This is a genomic window from Chryseobacterium mulctrae (assembly GCF_006175945.1).
Classification (GTDB): Bacteria; Bacteroidota; Bacteroidia; order Flavobacteriales; family Weeksellaceae; genus Chryseobacterium; species Chryseobacterium mulctrae.
This window is the reverse complement of sequence record NZ_VAJL01000001.1, coordinates 4,009,688-4,032,401: the sequence shown is the minus strand read 5'-3', so window position 1 is coordinate 4,032,401 and position 22,714 is coordinate 4,009,688. Positions and strand designations below refer to the sequence as shown.

Here is a 22,714-nt window from a genome sequence, read left to right as displayed (position 1 = left end):
TACTATTTCAAACTTACATTCCTCATTTGTCTCATAATCCAGTTGTGTTTCTTCCTTAAATAAGCGGATGGATTTTTAGGATCGTATTTTTTAGGGTTGGGTAAAACAGCGGCAATCCATGCTGCTTCCGAAGTATTAAGATCTTTGGAAGGTTTCCCAAAATAGTACTGCGCAGCAGCTTCCACACCGAAAACGCCCTGTCCCATTTCAATAGAATTCAGGTATCTTTCAAGGATAATATCTTTAGACCAAACTTTTTCAATAATGAAAGTATAAACAGCTTCAAGCCCTTTTCTTACCCAACTTCTGCCTTGCCAAAGGAAAATATTTTTAGCGGTTTGCTGAGAGATTGTACTTCCGCCTCTCAGTTTTTTGCCTTTTTCATTATTTTTCATGGCTTTTTCGATTGCTGTATAATCGAAACCATTGTGATTAAAAAACTTCTGATCTTCTGAAGCAATGACCGCTTTTTTTACATTAGCTCCCATTTCATCGTAAGAAATATAGTCACGGTGCAATTTTCCGTATTCAAAAAGACCACCGATCTGTGTAATCGTAATGGGTGGATTGAAAAATCTTCCCCAAACAATGAAAACTACATTCAGAATCAGAACAATAAAAATAAATTGTTTTATTTTTTTCCACATAAGCTAAAAACTTGACGCAAAAATATAAAAATACTGCGAGTTAAGTAGTTGATAGTTTTTAGTTGTTTGTTGATAGTTTGAATTTCAGTGTTTTAAAAGCTGAAAATGTAAATATTTATAAGAACTTACTGCAATTCGTTCATGTAAGTCAGGTGATAATCCGGTAAAAGTTCAGGATGGAATATTTTGATATAATCTTTTAGAACCAAATCTGAGTGCACCACTCCACTTTCAAAAAAATCATTGGCTTTCTGTTTTTCTTTTCCTGAAATTCCATAGATTTTCCCTTTATTAAATACTTCCAGTTTCCCATAAAAAGGATTGATATTGAGCATATCTTTTTTAGATAAATGATTTCCCGCATTTACCCAAAACTGAATATTTTTAGACTTAGCAAAAACTTCTTCAAAGCTCATCGTTACAGCTTTTTCTTCTGTATTATCTTTTAAAATATAATTAGCATTTGCATCAGCGACATAATTAGCTGTAAAGGTTTTTCCACCAGGCATATACCAAATATCGCCATACATTTCATTCGCCAAAACATTGGGTTTTAAAGTTGCTTTTGAAGCTAATGCTTTTAAATCATTATAACCGTTCTGAATTTGATTAAATTTCTCTTCAGCCTCTTTTTCTTTTCCTAAAAGCTTTCCGAATAATTTAATATAAGAAGTCTTTACCATCGGGCTTTGCTCCATATATTCATCTAAAAAAATCACCTGAATATTATTGTTTTTCAAAAGTTGGTAGGTATTATCAAAACTTGCAATATAATTGGTAAAAATAGCATCCGGTTTCATCGAAATTATTTTTTCTACATCATATTTCTGTTCGTTCCCGACGTTTTGAATTTTTCCTGATTTTAATAATTGATCAATTTTTTCTGAATAAATATATTCCGGACTTGCAATTCCGATTACCAAATTTTCGGCTTCCAGTTCAGAAACAAAACCCATCAAACTTGCATTCAAAAGTATAATTTTACGAAAAGGAACTTTATTTTTTTCAAAATTATAAGTAAAATTTCCCGATTTTAAGTCTAATTTCCCGCCATCATCTTTAAATTGCAGTCTTTCGGAGATTACTTCCCAATCTGAAGACGATATTTTTTGTTCTCTTTTACAGTTGGTTAGAAATAAAAACGCGATTATCAGTAAAAAATTTGCTTTCATCTTTCAAAGAAACTAAAAAAGTATTATATTTGCAAACCTTTAAACGATAAGGAAATTAGGACTCGTGGCGCAACTGAATAGCGCATCTGATTACGGCTCAGAAGGTTACAGGTTTGAATCCTGTCGAGTTCACAAGACCGACATTTGAAGTTTTTTCACTTCTTTGTCGGTTTTTTTTATTTCCTAACTCTCTGTTAATCAAGGCGATATTACCAGCAAGACTGTTGATTTTTGTGGTTTGAAAATACTCACCGTCGAAAGTTAACTTTTCAGGATATATCAAACCAACAATTGCGCGCTTGTCAATTGTACTTGCGTTATTATATCTTTCAGAGATGTTGACAATGGCATTTAATGCTTGAGTCATCTTCTTCTCAATATCATCAGTATGACCAGAATTTTTTAATGAATTTAATTTAAAGTTGATATCTTCAATTTCCACTTTATACTTCATTTTAATTCTCTTAAAATCTTCTTCATCCAATTTATCTTCAAGATACATATCTCTTGCTTTGTCAATTCTTCCTTCAATAGCATTAAGTTTATTTTGCAAAACCTTTCTCTCATCATTTAGACCATTTGAAACTATTGAAAAGTTCTGTTCTAAAATTGTTTTCAATATTTTCTCAGCACCGATGCTGAATCTAAATTTTGATAATTCTTCGACAAAAAGATCATTAACTATTTCAGAATTATGCCTGAAACCACATGAGGTTGTACAATGGTAATAATAGTAATGCTTGCTTCTTCCCTTAGCACTACTGGCAGTAAGAGTTTTATTGCATTGTGGGCATAATAGTAATCCCCTCAAAGGATAACGTTCTTCATTTATTATCCTTCCTGCTGGTAAGAAAGCATCCTTATTACTCTTACGATGAAGAACCCTTTGAACTTTCATGAAAAGTTCTTCAGAGATCAGTGCTTCATGTTTTCCTTCAACAATTTTTTCCTCCTCATCGTTATATGCCTTTAGAAATAATTTTCCGCAGTACGCTATATTTCTCAAACCATCCATAAATGAATTTTTTGTCAGCTTTCTGCCTTCTCTCCTGTTCATTTCTTTTAAAATAACTGCTGTAGGTAGATGTCCTTTCGCCACCTGCTTAAAGGCCCATATCATGTTTGTTGCTTCAGGTTCTTTAACCGCTACATACTTACGGCCGTCCTGTGTACATCTGTTAATATAGCCATATGGAGCGATACCCATCATTCTACCCTCTTTAATCGCTCTTCTCATCCCATACGTCACATTCAATGCCCTCCTGTCATTTTCCACCTCAGGCGTTGATAAATATATTGCTAACAAAAGTTTATTTTCGGGTACACGTAAATCTAATGGTTGTTCAATAGCCTGAGGCGTAATACACAATTTATTAAGGTTGGATATCATCTGATAAGCCTCACTGGTATTACGGCTAAATCGATCCCATTTTGTGAAAAATAAGAATTTGTTTTGTCTAGAACCTCTTCCTTTTCTAATACTAAAAAGGTATTTTTTCCATTCAGGCCTCTCAAAAGTTTTGGCAGAATGATCTTCATAAATAATTTTATCAATCGTTATGTTCAGAGAAGAACAATGTTTGCGTAAACGCTCTTCCTGATCACGTTGTGAATACCCTTTATCTGCTTGTTCGTCAGTTGACACGCGAATATATAAATCAGCAACTTTCATAATTTTTTATTTAAAAGTGGAATAAGAGAATCTTTACAAGAATAGAATAATGTAAGATTTAAATACTTTGTAATCACTAAAGTACGAATTAATCTTCAGGTGATAAAAACTCCTTGATAGTAATTTTAACCAGTGTATGAAAAAATAATAAAATTTCAGCAGCCTCGTCATCTGAAACGATAGTGCCTGAATCCTTTAGCATTTTTATAGCTACATTTAATGGCAATTCCTGAAATTTCATAACCGACTCCAACTCAAATTTATTTGAGCTTTCAGTAATCGGATATTTTATTATTTCCCTTTTAGCCATTGTTAATCTTTACTACATGAAATCTTTTAAAACTCAATTTCAACTTACTACTATCACTGATGATTTATTAGTTTAAGAAATAGAATTGTCGGTGCTATTATTCAATAAAAATCTATAATATTTTTGAATAAAACTATATGGATTTGGTGCAGCAGGCTATTCAAGAGTAATCTGGATTATTAAAAATAGATAAACACTGATTTTGGGCTAAAAAGTATTTGGTTGGATTAAATAGTGAACGAATTGTGTTGTAACTAGGTATTTATTTTAATCTTTTAAGATAGCTGCATCTAAGGCTAGGAGAAAGTGTTCTACAAGCTGATAACATCTTAATTCCAAAAAGATTAGAAAACAACGTGTTTTCTAATCTTTTGTAGTGGACAAAATGAACCTCATCATAGAAGTCTTTGCAAGTAAAATCTGCTCGGCAAGTAATCATTTTTGGTTAGCCCTAACTATATTAGCTAATCACAGGACAACTCAAAAATTACTAAAAACTTAGTTAACTTTTATCGCCTTTTACCTAAATATGAATTTTCATAATTTTCGCCTTCTCTCATTATATCTAAATAATTTAATAAATTCTCAGGTTTAGAAGATATAATTGAAGCTTCATGATCTAATTTGAAAATCATTTTGTTTTCGGCTGCTCGTTCTGATTTGAAGTCAGTCTTTGAGTTGTTGGAATTATTCTGTTTTTCAATTTTATATTTTGCTATTAGATTCTCTTTCGTTTCGGGTAGTTCTTCCAACTTTTTATCCATTTCAGAAATCTTCTCTTCAGTAGCTTTAGTTTGCTTCGCAATTTCGGCAACATTAACCCCTTTTGCAGCGAGATTTTCAATCACTTCTTGAACTTGAGTTTTATGCAGATCGATTGTTTTTTGATAAGATGGCAATTGGGTTGCCCAATATTCAGAATTTCCATCGCCACTTTTTGAATAGCCTTCAATTCTATTATATGAATGCTCAGCTTTGTTCACCAGTTCCTTCACTTTCAAGAAGTCTTCATACTTTCTCAAAACAAAAGCACTATCGGCCAAATGTTTATTTTTCTCACTTTCAATCATTTTTTTCATCAATTCGATTTCAATATTGGCTCTGGTTTCGGGATTTGTAATGATAGACGTTTTAAGCTCTTGTGTACTGATATCCGAAATATCCAAAACATCGGCTCCTTTTTTCATCGCTTCTAAATATCTTGCCTGTTTGGATTGCAGTTTTTGAAGCATAAAAACATCAATACTGTCATTGGTCAACATAAAATTGATTCTCACATTTTCGTTTTTATTTCCTTGCCTCCACGCTCGTCCTTCGACCTGTCGCAAAGACGTGAAATTGTAGGGTAAAGTAAGCATATATACATCCGTTGTATTCTCCTGAAGGTTCATTCCTTCCTGAATGGCTTCACTACCAATAACCACTTTTATTTTTCCTTCATTAAAATCATTTTGAACAGCAATTCTTTGATTTTTACTGGTAGCTCCGGTAATAATTCCGATTTCTTCGGGTTTGTAACCAATTTCTGTAATGAGATATTCTTTCAGTTTTGGAAATTGAGCAACAGCTAATTCAGAATAAATGATTTGTCCGGATTCGGGAAGATCTTTTTTGTTCTGATAAATTAAATCCATCGTCTGTTTCAGCTTCGGAGAATTTTCTATAAATTCTTTTACAGAAGGTTCTTCACCATCATAATATGGTGATAGATATGGCGAAATTGCAATTAAGCGGGCATTGAGAATATGCGTTAGAATTGCTCCCTTTTCAGTCTCACTGAAATTTTCATTGAGCAAGTCATATTGTTCTCTTGTCAGATCATTCTGCTCAATTTTATACTCTTTGTTAATTTTATTCGGACGGATCAATCCAGGGTTATCCTCCTCTCCTTTTATATCAATGAATTCCGAAAGTAATTGCTGAAACAGCGAATTGTTTTTAAATCTCCGAACATTGGCTTTAAACTTCACATCACCTTTTGCGTCAATTTCCATATCATTATCCGCTTCCATAAAGGTCTCGAAGAATGTATTGACGTTGAAATATCCCGATTCTTCTAATCTTTTATTTGCTATCAATGAAAGAATGGAATAATATTCCAAAGGCTTGTTGGTAAAGGGTGTTGCGGAAAGTAGTGTTACATTTCTGCCATCATTTTTATCTTGAATGTGCTGAGCTGCCATCCATGTATTAATTCCCAATTTGGAAGTCTGTTGGTTTTGACTTCTGAAATCGGAAGTAAATCTTCGGTCTTCAATTTTTACCTTTCCTACAATATGATTGGCATTGTGAACTTCGTCGTAAGTCAAATGGTCGAATCCAAAATCTTCCCAGTCATAGATTTTACCACGCTTCATTTTTCCCTCGATCTCCTCTTCTTTCTGAAGTTCAATTTGGAGTTCTCTTTCCGTATTGGTAACGCCTTTCATTTCGCTTGCAGAGATGTAACTGAATTTTGACGAAAGTTCTTGGGTTATTTCTGATGAAAATCCAATATTATTGAAACCCTCATAAGTAACAATGGTAATTTCTCCGTCTTTATTATCAAATTTTGAAAGGTCATAATCTTTCCCCAGATTCCCTAAAACATTGACTTTAGCATTGGGAATCGTTTCAAATATCGTTTCCACCCATTGTTTTAAAATACTGTCATTAGGAACCACAATCAAAGGTCTTGTACAATTTCCTCGCTCCATTGCCTCATGCATAGCAAGAATTCCTGAAAGTGTTTTTCCAAAACCAACCTCATGTGCTAGTAGCCCTACTCCCTTTGTGGTTTGTCTTCCGATTCCTGCTTTTTGAACTTCGGTCAAACGCAATTCTTGACCTTTGAAATGCAGATAAATTTTGGAAAATAATGGGAATTTAGAATAATCCGGAACGTGGATGTTATTGTAATTTCTGTTGAATTCTTTTACAAAGCGATTTCTAATATCAGCGGAAAGTTCTTCCCGAATAAACTTGTAAAACAAATCATTCGCAGCAGCTTTTCGTCTTTCTCTGACCAACGCATTTCTTTCTTTATCGCTTCCTGTAACTGTTTCGTTATCTACAAAACTTCGTACTTCCCAAGCTGAAGAACCTACAAAGGCTTCACTTGACAAAGTGCCGACAAAATCTTTGAATTTTTCCGCAAGATTGTAATCTACAATGACTGATTCGGTACGTTTTGTAATATGATTATATTGGTCTTTTTTTATTTGTCCTAACTCAAATTTGTGTACGAACTCGTGGTTCGGACTGATATAAATTTCATCTAAAGATTTCGCTTTTGGTAGAACATTTTCTAATAATGCCTTTTGTTTTTCGTATTGACCGGCAGTGCCGGCGCCAATTTTATCATTAATTAAAAAATTGGAAGCCGAACTTCGGCAAAAATCCCGCTCCAATTGTTCCAGTTTCGCATAAATATTTCCTTCAGTGTAATAAAAATCGTGAACCCAGTTTCCATCAATGAAGTTAGCAAATTGATAATGATTTCCACGATTATTTAATGTGCCGTCATAAGACGTATCCCTGAATGCTTCAATTTTTTCTTTGGTAATATCAGAACTATTTTGCAAGGAAGTATTGACAATTTGATCCTGTTTCGAGAATTGATATTTTAAAACACCTTTCTTTAGTTGCGGTTTTGTTTGAACTTGATATTCCTTCTCGGCTCTCGTATTGTGAATAGAAATTATCCTATCACTTTTTTCAATCAATTCTTTTAATTTTTCATCAGAAAACGATGTCGGCTTTGTGATTAGATCTTCGCGCAGTTTTTCATACTTGCTAATTTCGGTCGAAATTGTGGGAGATTTAAACTTAATGTCATTGAGTTTGGAAAGTACTTGGTCAATTTTTTCTTGAGCTTCTGTTAAATTGAGTTCATTTTTATTTTTGTTTTTGTTTTCAATCCTCGCAGGATCTTCAATTTCTGCAATCCCTTTTTTAGATTCAGGAACTTTATTTTCAACTTTAGCTTCTTCCTCTAAAAACAAATCTTCAAACAGATTTCCGATCCGCTGGGTTTCTTTCCTGTTTTTAAAATGTTCAATCTTAAATAAAGCTTCATCTAAATTACCGTGAATATATTTTTCTAATCGACCAAAACGGTTAGTTTTCTCTTGGGTTTCTCCCAAAATTCTTGTTGGATTATTTTCAAAATAATTGGAAATATCCTTTGAAATATTTTTATTATTTTTTCTTAGAATGATAATATCGGTTCCGATCTGTGTTCCTGCAAAAGCTCCGTTGGGCAAACGAAAACCTTCCAAAATATTGGCGTTTTGCAATTTTTTTTGCCTGCTCAGCCAAGATGATGGCAGTACCATCGCTAAAACGCCGTCTGATTTTAAAGAATCCAAAGACCGCTTAACGAAGTAATCTTCGTATTTAGGAATTTTGTGTTCTTCTCCCAATCCTTTGTAAAGTCCCCGATGTTCACCATAGGGAGGATTACCAATGACCAAATCATATCTTTCTGAAAAATCTTTTGAGTCTTTTTTATTACCTCTGTCATCAATAAATTCAGTTTCAAACGAACGAAGATTGATGTCAGCGTCGGGATGCAGAATCTTTGCAATTTTTGCGGTGATGTCGTTGATTTCAAATCCTGTAATTTTAGAATTTACAGATAATTCGTGAGTAGCATAAATGAAATTTCCTGTTCCGACACTGGGTTCTAAAACCGAAATTTCTTTTTGAGTTTTGAAATGGTCTTTTATTAAATTACGAACCGAATCTACAATTTTATCCTGCGTATAATATTCATCTAAAATCCCTCGTCCTTCTTTTGCGGTTCCTCCACTTTGGAATTGGTTGCAGATTTCTTTTAAATCATCAGTGATGTTAAGATTTTCCTTTAAAAAGATTTTGTGGTCGTCAGAAATAAAACAAGCTGCGGAAACCACTTCTGCAACTTGTTCATTATTCAGTTTTTGCCCTTTATATTTTGAAATAAGAGCATCTAACTCTACATTATTTGTTGAATTCTCACTTACCTCGGAAAGTCCTCCATCGGTTCTTCTTCTATCGGATACAGTTCTCCCGGGTACGATTCCGCCCACGGAACGTCCTTGAGTCTCTCCAACATTATTCTGTTGTGAGTCGTCATAGGATCCTCTTCCTCTGTCCCGGTTTCCCAAATTGCTCCGCTCTGTGCCTGCAAGTCCATTTCCAGCATTGTTGCTGCCCACTGCTTGTCCGCTTCCGTAACTTCCGTTTTGCTCGGATTGGATTTTAGGGCTAAGTTCTCCAGTGTTGTGTTCAGGTGTTCCGTTTCCCACTTGCTGAGAATCGGATATTCTTCCGGATTCAATTGCATTGCTTTCATTTTCAGAAATTTTTGGTTCAACTAAATTAGTATTTTTATCTTGAAGATTAAGTTTACTCTCTAAATATTCGGTCAGGTCTTGATTCCCATTTTCAGAAATTTCATACAACGGACGAACGTCTTTGATATTTTTGCCATTAAATTCTGTAAGAATTTTCCTAGTTATTGCATTTCCTGTTCTGTCCCCGCTCAGACATAGAAACATTTTGCCATCATAATTCTGGTATCTATTGAGGAACTTTTTGCTATTTGAACCTGAATTAAGGGTTATCAGTGTTCTATTATTGACTTTCTTGTTCAATTGAAGAAGCTCCAAGAATGAAAGCATATCCTTACTGTTTGTGAAAACAATAAGTTCCTTTTTATTTCCTTCAACTACAGAAATGTCATCATTTATCTCATTAAAAAAATCTTCATCTTTCACCTTTTTCTGTTTTTTATGAAGTGGTTAAATTCAAAAATTTCTTTGGCTTGGTTGTCCCAACTCTTTCTCGATATTAATTGGAGTGTTACAAATATGTCCGTCTTTTTATTGTAAGAATCAATCCTTTCAAGCCTTCCGTTGTAGTCTTTTTCCGCATGTTTGTAAATAGAGTACGGTAAAATCGTATCCGTTGGATAAATATAAAACCGGGTGTACATCCAAGGTGAGTTGATCTCAAATCGTTTGTATTTTTTCTTAAATAAAACCGTATCACTCAGATTTTTTCTGTTTCTGTAATTGGGGATTTTTTCCTGAGAAAACAATGTCCCTCCTTTTTTCTTTTCAACCGTAAGGGGCTTTTGTTTCTTTATGATGTCTGACAGGATAATTTTGCCGGGATTTTCATTTTCAATGGTATAGCACAATGAATCTTTAATGAAATAAATTTGTTGGGTTATTTCGGGAGCATCAACATCCGGAATCCTTTCTATAATAGAGTCTCCGGAATAATTAAGGCTTGACAAATGAAAACTCTGGATTTTGTCCAGGTTTTTGGAAGCATCGAAATAGACATTCGAAACAACATCAATTCCGCCTTTGTCCGATTTAATTTTTTTGTGACAAGAATTGATCACAAAAAGAAAAAACAGGATGGGTAATACTAAAAGCTTTTTCATAGAAATAGGGTTTAAAAAAGCGGCAGCCTAATTAATTTGACTTACCGCTAGGAAATAAATGATTGGTTGTACGTCTTATCTATCGTTTAATACTTTGTTCTTTCACGTTATTTTTTTCGTGCTTGTTGTCTTGTTCCAAACCTTCTAAAGGCTTGTTGGTATTGATTCTGTTCATATCGGAATCATACAGATTCAGATTTTTGTATTGCGGATTCAGTACCGCTTTGCCTTCTACCACTTTATCGTCCAATTCAAATTTTACCTTGACGATATTTCCTTTTTCCAAAGATTTTATGGTACTTTCCTTCCATTCTGGCTTATCGAATATCAGTTTGGATTTTTCTACGATCTGAGCCGTATCAACACCATAATTTTTGTAAAAATTCTGGAAATTATAATTTCCTTTTTCAGTTTTCGGTTCGTCAAAATTGAGCTTCACAAAGGCAGGTTCTAATTGCTCTGTTTTTGGATTGGTGAACTCTATTTTCACAGTGCGACCTTCCAAAAGATTGACCGCTTCTTTTGCAGTAAATGTATTTTCCTTGTTTACATAAAATTCATGCGACATGCTTTCATCTTTTTTATTTTTAAGCGTTGCATTATAAGAATTGAGAAAAACACCACCACTTTCCGTTTTGTTGAATTTTAAGGTAAAATCTACTTTGTTTTCGGGCAAAGTTTTGTCTGAAGTGGTTTTAATTTCAAACTCTTGTTTGGTAGATTTAATTCCTTTTTCCAAATCTTTGTGAAGCTTTTCACCCTCTCCGAAACCGAGGTATTTCATTTGGTCTTTTAGGTATTGTACCTGATCGAATTCTTTTTGTGTTTCCATAATGTTTGGGTTTTGATTGTTAAATTTTATTTCGTTGATTTTTAATATTCGAGTTTTTGGCAAACTATCTTCATCCAGATAATTTTTTAGAATTTTACCGCTATCCAATAATTCGTAGAATTCCCCATATAGCTGTTTTTCCAATAGGCCGAAAGCCAATTCGTATTTGTCATTTTTTCACAACGTATGACCATCAATAACATTTGGGATTTTGTCCATTTGTTCCTTTATAAGCGAATAATCTCCATCTGTTGTTCCAAATTCTATTTTTTCTGAAAAAGCTTTTCTCTGGTTTGATGTAATCTGTAAGTTCTCCAGCAAGAATTTGTTTTCTTTATTAAAACTTTTGTGATTGAGCAGATCGTTTTTTTCTTCTACAGAAAGCTTCGGAGAAAGATTATTTTTGACTGCTTTTTCCTTTATGTCTCCTTCCGCATATATTTTAAAGTCGTGCAAAGTTTTTGGTTCATTATAAAAATCTGTCATACCTGTCCATTCTTTGCTGCCATACGGTAATCTATATTCCTGCGTTTGCAGATCATAGCTGTAGTAACTATAACCACCGGGGCTTTTCAGAGATCCGCTCCCATCATCGTAGTCGCGCCATAACCAGCCATCCGGAAGGTCAGATGCAGGGATTAAATTTTCTTCACAGCCTTCATCTGAAAAAAAGTCTGCATTTTCTTCCAGATCAGTCATTTCAATTTGATGGCTTCCTTCTGATGATAACTTTGTAGCTTCAACTTCATAATTTCGATAATGATAAGCTTGCTTTTCATCAATTTGTGTATAGGTCAATCCGGAACTTAAATCAGTTTTTTTCTCCAATTCCTGAGCCCAGAGATCAGAGAGAAATTTCTGCTTTATGGACTCGTTACTTATAGTAATTTCAGTAGACTCCCTGTTATTTTGCATAATCAACTGTTTATTGGCTAGTTGCTGCTTTTCAATAAATCTGACTAATTCAGCGGGAATATTAAATTTATCCTTAATAGGGAAATCCTGATTTGAATTGAAAAATGTTTTCAATGTAAAATTTGAACCTTGAATAAATTCTTTTCCTTTAGATTGATGAATTGCCATAAAATTTTTCTCTTTATCAGTAAATATCCTCTCTCCGTCCCGAAAAAACTGTTCAGGTGAAGTGTTTTCCATTTCCTTCGCAAAATTTTTATAAGCCTTCGTTCTCGGAACTAAATTCTTATCAAACCAGGTTAGATTATCTTCCATTTTATTTATCTTCTAAACCTTCTTGATTTCTCCAGTTCTTCATCTTGCTCCTGGTCATCGTCGCTTCTTTGATTGGCATCATGATACACATCCGGGTCGTTCACATTCAGCTGAATGCCGGAATCGTCTGCTTTGGAGATTTGTTTGTGGTTGGTCGCTATACTGTTTACGGTATTGATCTCTCTGGAAACAATGCTGAGATCATTCGTAATCTCTTTGGCTATTTCAGGATACTGGTCTATCTTATCCAAAAGATAACTTTTCAGTTTTAGCAATTCATCTTTATAACGATTCAGTTCTTCCGTATCATTTTTATCAGCAATGATCGCAGTAAGCTCCGTAGCATTTTTGATGAAGTCAAACTCAACAACTTTGCTGGTTTCTTTGTCGAAAATGAAGGCTTTTTTCTCAAGCTTCGAAAACTCCGGCAACAGATTGTTAGAGACCTTTTGAATATCGGAATATTCAACTCTGTCCTTACTGTTTTTAAGTATTTCCGGTAGGTTTTTGTCTCGTTCTAAATGGATGACCTTCAGTTGGGTATTATTATCAGTAAGCTGAAAAGTTGCCCTGTTTTTGTCGTGGTCTGCAACGATGGTATATCCTTGCAGAAATTTCTGAACATCCTCTATATTTAGCTTTTTAGAGAAAGAATTATCCTCATTAATAATTCCGTATTTTTTTAGTTCGTCTGTTGGTAAAGTATTAGTGTTCATAATGGTTTGCTATTAAATTGTTTACTTTTATGATGTCATTTAAAAAATGAGAAGGGTTGATGCTTTGTCCGAATTCTTTCACCGAAAAATGCAGATGTGGACCTGTAGAGTTTCCTGAGTTTCCGCTTTTCCCAATGATAAAGCCTGCTTTTACTTGTTCTCCTGCCCGATAATATATTTCTGAGAGATGCAGATAGGAAGTTTCGAAACGGTTAAAATGTTTTACTTTTATGAAATTTCCCCCACCTTTAGAATCCCAGCCTGTTGCTGTAACAATTCCATCCATTACAGCATACACATTTTCATAATTGGCTTTTAAGTCAATCCCGTTGTGCATTTTTTTTGTTCCGAAAAAAGGATGCGTTCTTGTTCCAAAGGGAGATGTAACGGTAATTTTGTTTTTAAGGGGCATTACAATTTTTGAAAAAGATGCTGCCGGTTCATCTACAAAATCATACGTTGTAAAAAAGTTTTGTTTTTTTGATGCTTGGTTTGTTTCTTCTACTCTATTTTGTGCTTGCAGCATCAAAGAATCTTTCAGTTTTTCAAACTCATTTTTTCGTATTTCTTTTACACTGTTATACTCTTTAATCAGTGTTTTCAGTGAATCTATTTGACTCGTTAACCACTTCGTCGAACCTTTGGTTTCATTTTTTAAATCTGATTTTGTGGTGATATTTAAAACTTGCTTCCAAGATTTCTTAGCCTTCTTTTGGTTTACCGGCTCTTCGATATTAGATTTATCTGATACTTTTGGATTTTCAGATTTTTTCGGTATTGTTGGTGTAATCGTATTGAATTGGGCAAAGCATAAGCAGCTGTAAAACAGCGCCATCAATGTAAATGTGTATTTTAGTTTTTTCATTTTATGCAGCTTTAATATTTTCATTCACAATGAGTTCCACTTCTTTATTGATTTTTCTAAAATTGGTCATCAACACTTCTTCCTTTCGGTTAACCCCTTTCTTATCCACAAAAGAATAATAAGAGGGCATTTTCACATAGTTGCTTTCTTCCTCTTGAATGGCTTTCATATCCAAATTAATTTTGCCCCTAATTGCAGATGTTTTATATTCCTCAGCAGCGTTTTCTTCTCCCCGCGCGATCATTCCTACCATTTCTCCGGTTTTCAAGGCTGCTATTTTACCTGCCGGAATCATATTGTCCATCTTTTCATTGATACTGGTGGTTGTTCCTTGCTGCGAAATGGATTGTGAGTATGATTTTTGTTTAATTTTTCCGAAAAGTTTTTCCAGCCAATCCAATGTATTTTTGTCTCTGGCAGAACCGGATAGGATATTTCCAACAATGGCAGAAATGGTGTCTGCCACTTCTTTTTTATAGAATTGTCTGAGTTGCGGAATTTCCTGAAGCCCAAGCATTACAGCAATTTTATTACTTCTTGCAGTAGCTACGATGTTGTCAATTTTATGAATATAGATCGTCGGAAATTCGTCTGCGATAATTCCTCCGGGTAAATTGTGTTTGGAATTGATCAATCTTAAAGCACTGTTTAACACCGAGGAATAAAGGGCCGAATTAATATCCTGTGTTCCCGGGTCTGAAGCCAGAATAATAATGGAAGGATTATCTCTGTCGGTTATCTTCAATTCCACTTCATCTCCTGAAAACACCCAAAAACTTTCTTTTGTTGCCAATCTTGAAAGGAAAATTTTGAGTGTTCCGATTTGTCCTTCCAATTGGTCAAATGCTTTGTTGTCATAAGCCGTTTTGAAAGGTGAAAGCAAAGAGAAAATTTCTTCGTTGGTAAAAAGCGTGTCGAAAATTTCTTTGTAACTTCGGTTCATAAAGGAAAGAATGTGCGGCATATCAGAATATTTTCCGTTTTCGAATGTTGCAAAAAAATAAATGCAGGACGAAAGAAAATTGATGGCAGATTGGGTAAAGAAAGCTTCAGAGCCTCCTCCTGAACTCGAACCTCCTTTTTGTAAAGAGGACACCATTGATTCTGCCATTTCCTGGGCTTCTGCCAAAGTTTGAATGTACTTTTTATGAAACGGATTTACTCGTTTTGATTTTTCGACATCGTTCAAGTTGATGACGTGGAAATTATAATCGTAGTCTTCTTCCTTACTTTTTTTCAATAAATAATGATAGTATGCAATCTGTGCTAGATCGGGGAATTTAAAATCGTAGATGCAGAGACAGAAACCTTTTGCAATCATTTGTCTTATGGCAGGATTGATGACACCAAACGACTTCCCTGAACCCGGCGTTCCGATGACCATTGTTCCTCTAAAAGGATCAATATTAATATACCCTTTATATGTCTTATTGTTATATCTGAAGATATAAGGAATGTTAATGGAAGTATCAGTGTTCACTAACTTCTGGTTTTGATCGAAGGATTCTTCCTCTACATTCCATCGGTCTTTTCCCATTTTCTGCTGCATCAGTTTTGAAATACTATCTGCACCCATTTGAAGAATAACTGCCCCTAAAAAAGAAAGAACTGCATAGATTCCCTGATAGAGATTAAATCCGGGAAACACTCTTGGAAGTTTTTCATTTCCTGCCTCATTCTGCCAAACCAGTGAAGAAAAAATCATCAGCAATCCCAAAATCATAGGAGCAATAATCTCTTTACTAATATTAAGGTCTTTCTTTTTCTTGGCTTTTGTTCCGACAGCCACTAATCCAATCAGAATCAATGTTGCAAATTTGGCATTGATAGGAGGGTAGATAAAACTCAACTTTGAAAAATTTTTCAACAAGTTTGATACTACCGGAACATTGGCATTAAGGTAGAAAAGCGAAGCACAATCGAGTGCTACGACTGCGTACACCGCTTTTTGTAGAAAGCCATAGATCTTTATTTGGTGTTGTTGCTCTTGCATTAAGAATAATTTTCGAAATATTGATTCAGTAATTTGTGTTCTTCCAGTAAACTATCGTGTAGCTTCTGTTGCCGTTCCTGCAAATTTTTATGATGTTCCTGTATTTTAACAAGTTTGGCATTCAACAGATTCAATTTATTTATTAATTCATTTCCTCTTTTTTCGACACTCTCGATAATGTATGAGTGACCTGGCTCTTCAGATATTTTATCACACCAATCTTTAAGGTTTAACACCCTTTTATAGGCAATGATAAATTCTTTTCGTTTTTTATAAATAATAATTATAGCAACAGAATGGTAGGTAAATAGTAATATCACCAGTGCAAAACACAGCATAACTGTAAAATTTTCCATAGTCTTAATATTAAAAGGTATCTGCTTTCAGAATATCTGAATAGTTGACTTTCATTTCTATGGTGCGCCCCGAGAGCTGTTCTTCAATCAAGCGAATCATCATCACTTTACTGTTTGGGTAAGTGAATTTTTTGAAAACATAAATATTCCTGAAATTTTTTCTGAAGTGTTTCTGCGGATTGAGCTGTAAAATGGGTGTTAGATCTACACTTTGGTTATTGGTGGCTTTGTGTATTTTTTTGTCTTCCAAGGAGAATTTCAAATCCTCAATATCATAGTTCAGATTAGAATTATTCTTGATGGTCATATCTAAAAAAATATAAGCACTCATCACATAGACATTATTGAGCTGGAAGCTGAGTTTTAGATTTTTTTCTTCTCTAATCGGATTTTTTTCAGATTTTTTTCGAATAATATCCATCGAAAATTTTCTCAGTTCAAGATTAGAGAACACCATTTTATCAAATTCTACAGGCTGCATCGCTTCGGGCTGTATATGAATATTGGTAATCGTATTGAGGTTATCCTGATTTCTATGCACCACTTTATACTGTGCAATGAAAGATTGTGCGACAACGGTAATGATCCCAATAGTATTTCCATTAACAAAAACGGAAGGTATATTGATTTTTCCTTTCTCGTCAGAATCAGGATGGTCTGTGATCTTTATTCTGGCAATGTTTGTAGAAGGCAAATCTCCAGTCAGTTTTTCTGTTGACAAATCCACGTACTGAATGGGCTCAGGCGAGATAATATGCAGGTTGATGCCTTCGGTAATTTCAATCTCAGGTAAATCGGAAACAATCTGTTCTTTGGTTGCAGTTTGAGCCGTGAAAAATTGAGCTGTGAATATTAAAAGGGTGTATAATAAAGTTCTCATTGTTTTATTTTTTTTGTTGGTTTTGTGAATCTTTCAATTGATTTTCGTCGATCAAAAAGACATATGAGTTGTATTTCAGTTTTGCTTTATTTTCTTTGATCAGGTTGGCAATAGATTTAGATGTTGATGTAAACAGGCTGGATCCAATGCTTGAGAAAAATCCTTTTCCGCCCATATCCATCTGAGTTCCTTGTACTGAGTTACTTCCCATTTCCCGCATCATATCTCTGAAAACGCTTTGCGGAACGTACAATCCCTTCATCCCGTCAACATCATAAATCGAAAGATTGACAGGATAGATTTCTCCTTTTGTGAATACAGATACAATGTTGAGATTGACTCTCTGCATTGAAAATCCTGAGATTTGTCCGTATAATATCGAACCTTTGATTATTTTTTTGTTCCCGACAAAGATGTCTTCCAACAATCGGAACCTAATCCTGCTTCCAAGAAAGCCTTTGTTATTTTCGTCAATGACCGCTTTGATAAAGCTGTTTTCTTTCTCCTTATAGAAAGCATTGAAACCACTGTTGATTCCGGATTTGCTCACATTGAAAGTTGAATTAAGAAAATCTTCCATTTTCTCTTTATTGGACTTCAGTTTTTGTTCTGCTGCGAGTTTACTTTGGTACTCAGGATCACGGGATTTTTCTAAAGAATCCATCACGAGCATTTGTTCTTTCAGATATTTTACAGGGTCTGGTTGGACACTTTGTGTCTTTTCTTTTGGTGTATCTGCGTATTTATCTTCTTGGTTCCCGTAAGATTTGTCATTCAACATTTTAATGATTTCTGAAGACCTGTTGTAATCTTTGTCATCCCTCTGTGATTGATTTGGTTTGTAATACGAGGATTGATTTTCTTTTGCCTGGTATCTGTTTTGTCTTCCGTTTTCTGCTTTTAAGGAGTCAATTTTTCTTTTTTGGTCCAGTGACAATTGGTCATCATAGTTCAATAAACTATCTTCTTCTTTATCCAAACCACCAAGCATCGTTCTGTTATCCTCTTTTTTGAAAAAAGCATCATACGCATCATTTTTGGTCATAATGGAATCTTGCGTATCGCCGAGTGATAGTGACAATTCTTTTGGTTTATTTTTTTCAGAAGTATCTTCTTTGAGAAACTGTGCTCCTACGTAGCCGAAAAGAAAAAGAAATGGCAGAGCCAAAAGAGGCAGAACATATTTTTTTTCTTTAAAATTTATTTTTTTAATGTCCATTTTTTAATTTTTGGTATTGGTTGAACAAGTAGTCAATTCGTAAACTGTCTTCTTTTTTCAGTGCGTTTTTGTCTCTTTTCACTTTTAAAGTTTTCAGTTCTTGTACTATTTTTTCCATCTCTTTATCATTGTTGACAGATAGATTTTGACTCGACTTATTTTTAGAATAGAGAACCGGAGGTCTTATTTTAAATGCTGTTTCGGAAGGGAAAAAGATACCTTGAATTAGAGACCCTATAAATGAAACCGACAGTAGAATCATTGAATACGTGAAGAATTTCTTTGGATTTTGAACTGCCCACTGCAGCCATTTCTGACCCTTTTGTTTTAATGTAGTTTCCATTTTAGTAAGAATTTTTATTTTGATTGGACAGTTCCTCGTTATTGATGATTCGCCAGTTTTTAAGAATCACACCGTGAGGATTATTGGGACTTCTGATGATGTCTTCAAAGAAACCTTCGGTGATGAGCTTCCTCGTAATGACAGAAGATTTTCTTGTGATCATCTGCTTACCGAAAAAGCTAAATTTCTTTTGTTCCATACTAAGCGTAATCGAATCGGTATGGATACTGACCATCGAACTGGAAGCTATTATTTGATTGTAAAATCCTTTTTCCCTTAGGTTCGTATATTCCTTTTTTCCGCTGTCATCAATAAGATACAATGACTTTTGAATATTATCCTTGATATAGGTATCATCGGGAGCGAGTGTGAAAAACAATCTGTGGAATAATTCAATTTGAGCTTTATATTCAACAGGTCGGTTCAGCAGGACATCAGTCTGCTTGGCAAGAACCGGAACGCCATTGTCTAAAATGTAAATTGATTTTCTGGAATCCTCGATCATTCTGTATGCAAAAAAAAATCCCGCAATAACAATGAAAACAGCAAAAGCAATGGCAGATAATGAAACGACCTTGTTGATCTTGATTCTTTGTTCTATATTTTTGATAAGCATTTTGTTTTGGTATTTTTTAAAGGTTATTTTCCGTTTTTCATCGCTTTCTGAACTCTTCCCGAAGCGGAACCTGCTGCGCTTGCTGCTACTGAAGCACCTCCTGTTTTGGCAGCCAATATTGCTGTTTTAGCACTACTCGCCATTTTTCCTGCGGCACTTTTCATTTTCGTCATTGCTCCAGCCCCTCCTGCTGAAACAATACTGTCTGCAATGGTTGGGGTCATTAGTACTCCGATTCCCGTAACAACATAGGCAACACAAGTAAAGAGCTGGTTATAGATCATTCCCGAATTACTCACATAGACCATTAAAGCGTCTAAGTTGGTAATGGTTCCATTGGATAATAAGGTATCATACCTTTCGATCTCCATTGTATAACCGGAAGCAATCAATTGCTGACCGATGTTGATGATCGTGTAGGCAACAAAAGTGTAAAGATTAATGTTGATGAATTTTGAGACCCAACTGTATAATGAATTTTCAAATCCGGGAATAAGAGCCATTCCAACAGCTATCGGTCCCAAAATAATTAAAATGTAAGACCATATTTTTTGAATGAAGAAAATGAGATATACACAAATCCTAAGAATGGAAAGACAACAAAATTCAATGAGTTCTGCTACTAATTTTTGCATTTGGAACTCCATTCTTATCGACCATTCCTTGATGGGCTGAATGAGTTTATCCAATCCTTCGCTGATGTCATACCACGAATCATCCGCATCTTCAGTAGTACTCTCAATGACTTCCTGTTTGGCATCTTCTTCCGCCTTTAATTTAATGACAGCATCTAATAATTGTTGCTGCTTCTTAAATCTCTCGATCCTTAAATCATTGACTTCCGATTCTATCTCACTGAAAATTGAAATTCCGGGTTCGGCAATCGCCTCAAATGGTGCCTGAATCATACTGACAAATCCGCTCCAGTAAACAAGGGTAAATCCTATAAGAATGGGCTTCAGCATCGGTGTGATTTCCCACTCCCTGTCTCCGGCGGCCATTTGCCAACCCATATACCCGAGGTACATAAGAGCGCCTAAACCGCCTATTGCTTTTCCTACCAAAGCAGAACCGGCAGCACTATCTTGTACGCTATTATCCAGCTTTGTAAAAACTTCCATAAACCAGTTCTCAAAAGCCCCGTCTCCTTTTAAAAATTGGAGTAGATTACTGTAATCGCCGTCTGTCTGGGCGAAGCCAATAATTGGCAGTAATATTGTCAAAAGGCAAAATAATAAGGTTGTTTTATTCATTTTTAAAATCGGTGTTTATAATGATTCATCATATTTTGAACAATTTGCTGGTCTGATGCCGGAGCCCAAGCTTGTGGTAAAGCATAATTTGAATGGTTCTTTAAAATGTTTTTATAATCTGTAAGAAGTGTTGTCTTATTATTGTGCTTCCTTAATTCCCTTACAAACTTTCTCCATTTGATAAGGGTTTCGTGATACATAATGAACCGTTTTCCCCTTGGCATATCCATAGACCGGGACATTGAATATTTTTCTTTGATTAAATCCAGTTCTTCCTGAAGTCTTTTTAATGTTCCTGTTGAGCTGAGTGTTTCAAAGGTTTGCTGGTCTTTCAGTCGCCACTCGATAAAATTTTGTGGTATATCAGGGAACTCGGTAATGGGTCTTAGCATTCGTTTATAATACAAAAGCCAAAGAGGATCGGCATCGACCGTAGCGGAAGTCCAATGGGCAAAATCCTGAACACTTCTTTTATGAATGGTATCTGAAGCTGCCTTTATTTTTTTTGCTTCTTCCTCCTGAAACTTCAATTGAGAGAATCTCTGATTTTGCACCCCAGTAGGTTTTAATGGTCGAATATCTTCACCGTCTTTATAATCCCTGTTGATCTTCGGTGCCCACATTCCCCAAACCGTCGCGTAGGCAAAATTGGTTTGAATACCTAAAAAGTATTTTGGATAAGGACGCCAGTCTCCCCAATCTTGAAAGACCATTCTTTTATGCTGGGCAACAATGGAAGGGTCATTCAATCTCTTTACACTCAATTGTCCAAACACAGTGACTGCAATCAAGAGGAACTGAAATAGGCTGATTTTTTTTAGTAAATTTTCCATAATAATTAATTAAAGATGTAGTGGTATTTAGTGATGATGTCGCCAACAATGGCTCTGTCGATATTGATGTAATTACGAAGCACCGGAACCTGATACAGATAAGGGATTTTCTTGGCATTCTCTAATCGCAGATTGATGTACAGAATGTTCCCATTGATATTTCTTACTCGTGTAAATATCTTTTCAATCAGCATTTCTCTATCCATCGCATCCATCAGAAAATCTTTGTCTTCATTGAGAATATCCTGGGTAACTTCCTGCTGAAGTTTCATCGTCTGCTTCCCGATTTCTATGTAATATTTTGAAATGAGTGCCGAATATTCAGGATGTTGTGCGGATAAATCCAGCATTTTATTGGAGTTCGTCACTATTTTACCGAGATATTGATAGAGGTATATAAGTTTTTTACTCTGGGTCAAGGCTGAATTCACATTTTTCAGTTGTTGATAGATATACTCCTGAATCGCAATGATCTGCATGATTTTATTGTTGATATCATCATACAATTCCTTTTGCTTTTCGTATGAATCCAGAAAAGCTTGCTCACTTCCTAATCTGACTCCGTGGTTTACGGTGATCTGTGACAGAAGTTTGTCGTTAATCACTATTTGCTGGCTTTTTACCGATGCAACAGAGAAGAATAAAACTCCGGAAAAAAATATTTTTTTCATTTTAGAAAGATTTAATGTTATCCATTATGCTTTCAACTACTTGCTTATCCCTGTTGACAAAATATTGAAAGGCTCTTTTGTTACGTTTTACTTTGGCTTTAATATCCCTTATCTTCAAAAGCATATGCGTGGAATTCCTGCTCAAGGTTTTTACTTCACCCAAGGCATAGTCTAACAATGCTTTACGTTCTGATTTTTCCATTTGGTTAATGGCTCCGTAAGACAAAATGATCCCTGTTACCAGCCGTGTCACCATTTGCAGATCATCAACAAACTGAACCTGAGAAGGCAAAACAGCTATAATGGAATAAGGAGCATCGTTTATTTCATTGATAATAGCAGTCTGATTGTTTGTTATTTTGGTTATTTCCCTGCTCATTGCTATTCCTGTTGGTATGGCTTGAATGGCAAACGAAACAATCCGCAATCTGTCCTGAACTTTGGTAATCTTATCTTTGAATTGGTTCCATTGGTTTCTATTGGCCGTTTCTACGGTAGCATTGGCAATTTGCTTTTGCCGCATTTCTTTTTGTCGGTCATGTTCTTTCATCGTGGCATTGATCTCTATATCCATCATTGGAAATGAAACATTTTCCTGCTGCCAAGCTGGTGTAGAACCACCACCGGAGGATGTCAATACGAAATAAACTACAGGAATAAACAAACTGACAACAATTTTCTTTTTCAT

The 22,714-nt window shown here is 35.0% G+C and carries 20 protein-coding genes and 1 tRNA gene; 1 reads left to right on the top strand and 20 read right to left on the bottom strand.

What is annotated here, in order from left to right; genetic code table 11:
* Positions 1-2: 2 nt before the first annotated feature.
* Together mtgA and FDY99_RS18705 are read right to left on the bottom strand one after the other, a co-directional pair.
* A complete protein-coding gene (gene mtgA, locus FDY99_RS18710) occupies positions 3-647 on the bottom strand; it encodes a monofunctional biosynthetic peptidoglycan transglycosylase (protein WP_123887391.1) in 645 nt (214 codons plus the stop codon).
* A gap of 125 nt (positions 648-772) precedes the next feature.
* On the bottom strand, positions 773-1,819 hold the full coding sequence (locus FDY99_RS18705) for an ABC transporter substrate-binding protein (RefSeq protein WP_139423245.1): 1,047 nt from the start codon (positions 1,817-1,819) through the stop codon (positions 773-775).
* 58 nt (positions 1,820-1,877) lie between these two features.
* On the opposite strand from FDY99_RS18705, the gene FDY99_RS18700 reads away from it, so the two are divergent.
* Positions 1,878-1,951 (top strand) — tRNA-Arg (locus tag FDY99_RS18700).
* Here FDY99_RS18700 and FDY99_RS18695 read toward each other — a convergent pair.
* The 18 genes from FDY99_RS18695 to FDY99_RS18615 all read right to left on the bottom strand — a co-directional run bounded on the left by FDY99_RS18695 (position 1,917) and on the right by FDY99_RS18615 (position 22,690).
* Positions 1,917-3,491, bottom strand: a complete 1,575-nt coding sequence (locus FDY99_RS18695; protein WP_139423244.1) for a recombinase family protein — start codon at positions 3,489-3,491, stop codon at positions 1,917-1,919. The two genes, FDY99_RS18700 and FDY99_RS18695, sit on opposite strands and share 35 nt — an antisense overlap.
* 88 nt (positions 3,492-3,579) lie before the next feature.
* A complete protein-coding gene (locus FDY99_RS18690) occupies positions 3,580-3,801 on the bottom strand; it encodes a hypothetical protein (RefSeq protein ID WP_028123493.1) in 222 nt (73 codons plus the stop codon).
* A 509-nt stretch (positions 3,802-4,310) separates the two neighbouring features.
* A complete protein-coding gene (locus FDY99_RS18685) occupies positions 4,311-9,542 on the bottom strand; it encodes an Eco57I restriction-modification methylase domain-containing protein (protein WP_228448851.1) in 5,232 nt (1,743 codons plus the stop codon).
* Positions 9,539-10,219, bottom strand: coding sequence for a hypothetical protein (locus tag FDY99_RS18680; RefSeq protein ID WP_139422781.1), 681 nt, complete (start codon positions 10,217-10,219; stop codon positions 9,539-9,541). The genes FDY99_RS18685 and FDY99_RS18680 overlap by 4 nt, the downstream gene beginning before the upstream one ends.
* Positions 10,220-10,298: 79 nt before the next feature.
* Positions 10,299-11,051, bottom strand: a complete 753-nt coding sequence (locus tag FDY99_RS23435; RefSeq protein ID WP_228448850.1) for a hypothetical protein — start codon at positions 11,049-11,051, stop codon at positions 10,299-10,301.
* A 177-nt stretch (positions 11,052-11,228) separates the two neighbouring features.
* Entirely contained in the window at positions 11,229-12,281 is a 1,053-nt protein-coding gene (locus FDY99_RS23430; protein ID WP_228448848.1) for a hypothetical protein, read from the bottom strand.
* A gap of 5 nt (positions 12,282-12,286) precedes the next feature.
* A complete protein-coding gene (locus tag FDY99_RS18670) occupies positions 12,287-12,997 on the bottom strand; it encodes a hypothetical protein (RefSeq protein WP_139423243.1) in 711 nt (236 codons plus the stop codon).
* Positions 12,987-13,862: a M23 family metallopeptidase gene (locus tag FDY99_RS18665; protein ID WP_073335365.1), complete on the bottom strand. Its 876-nt coding sequence runs from the start codon at positions 13,860-13,862 to the stop codon at positions 12,987-12,989. Before FDY99_RS18665 ends, FDY99_RS18670 begins: the two co-directional genes overlap by 11 nt.
* A gap of 1 nt (position 13,863) precedes the next feature.
* Entirely contained in the window at positions 13,864-15,855 is a 1,992-nt protein-coding gene (locus tag FDY99_RS18660; protein ID WP_139423242.1) for a type IV secretion system DNA-binding domain-containing protein, read from the bottom strand.
* Positions 15,855-16,211 carry a hypothetical protein gene (locus FDY99_RS18655; RefSeq protein ID WP_028123307.1) on the bottom strand — a complete coding sequence of 119 codons (357 nt, stop codon included), beginning with the start codon at positions 16,209-16,211 and terminating at the stop codon, positions 15,855-15,857. Before FDY99_RS18655 ends, FDY99_RS18660 begins: the two co-directional genes overlap by 1 nt.
* Positions 16,212-16,221: 10 nt before the next feature.
* Positions 16,222-17,091 (bottom strand): DUF4138 domain-containing protein, encoded by an 870-nt coding sequence (locus FDY99_RS18650; RefSeq protein ID WP_028123306.1) that lies wholly within the window; start codon positions 17,089-17,091, stop codon positions 16,222-16,224.
* A gap of 4 nt (positions 17,092-17,095) precedes the next feature.
* Positions 17,096-18,304, bottom strand: coding sequence for a conjugative transposon protein TraM (gene traM / locus FDY99_RS18645; protein WP_028123305.1), 1,209 nt, complete (start codon positions 18,302-18,304; stop codon positions 17,096-17,098).
* Positions 18,300-18,653, bottom strand: a complete 354-nt coding sequence (locus tag FDY99_RS18640; protein WP_028123304.1) for a hypothetical protein — start codon at positions 18,651-18,653, stop codon at positions 18,300-18,302. Before FDY99_RS18640 ends, traM begins: the two co-directional genes overlap by 5 nt.
* A gap of 1 nt (position 18,654) precedes the next feature.
* Complete coding sequence (gene traK, locus FDY99_RS18635; protein WP_139423241.1) at positions 18,655-19,269, bottom strand: conjugative transposon protein TraK; 615 nt, start codon at positions 19,267-19,269, stop codon at positions 18,655-18,657.
* Between the two features lie 23 nt (positions 19,270-19,292).
* On the bottom strand, positions 19,293-20,522 hold the full coding sequence (locus FDY99_RS18630) for a hypothetical protein (protein WP_139423240.1): 1,230 nt from the start codon (positions 20,520-20,522) through the stop codon (positions 19,293-19,295).
* 2 nt (positions 20,523-20,524) lie between these two features.
* The gene (locus FDY99_RS18625) at positions 20,525-21,355 is read right to left on the bottom strand and encodes a hypothetical protein (protein ID WP_139423239.1); all 831 of its coding nucleotides are present in this window, start codon (positions 21,353-21,355) and stop codon (positions 20,525-20,527) included.
* Positions 21,356-21,360: 5 nt separating this feature from the next.
* Entirely contained in the window at positions 21,361-22,026 is a 666-nt protein-coding gene (locus tag FDY99_RS18620) for a hypothetical protein (RefSeq protein WP_073335325.1), read from the bottom strand.
* 1 nt (position 22,027) lies between these two features.
* Entirely contained in the window at positions 22,028-22,690 is a 663-nt protein-coding gene (locus FDY99_RS18615; RefSeq protein WP_228448846.1) for a hypothetical protein, read from the bottom strand.
* Positions 22,691-22,714 lie beyond the last annotated feature (24 nt).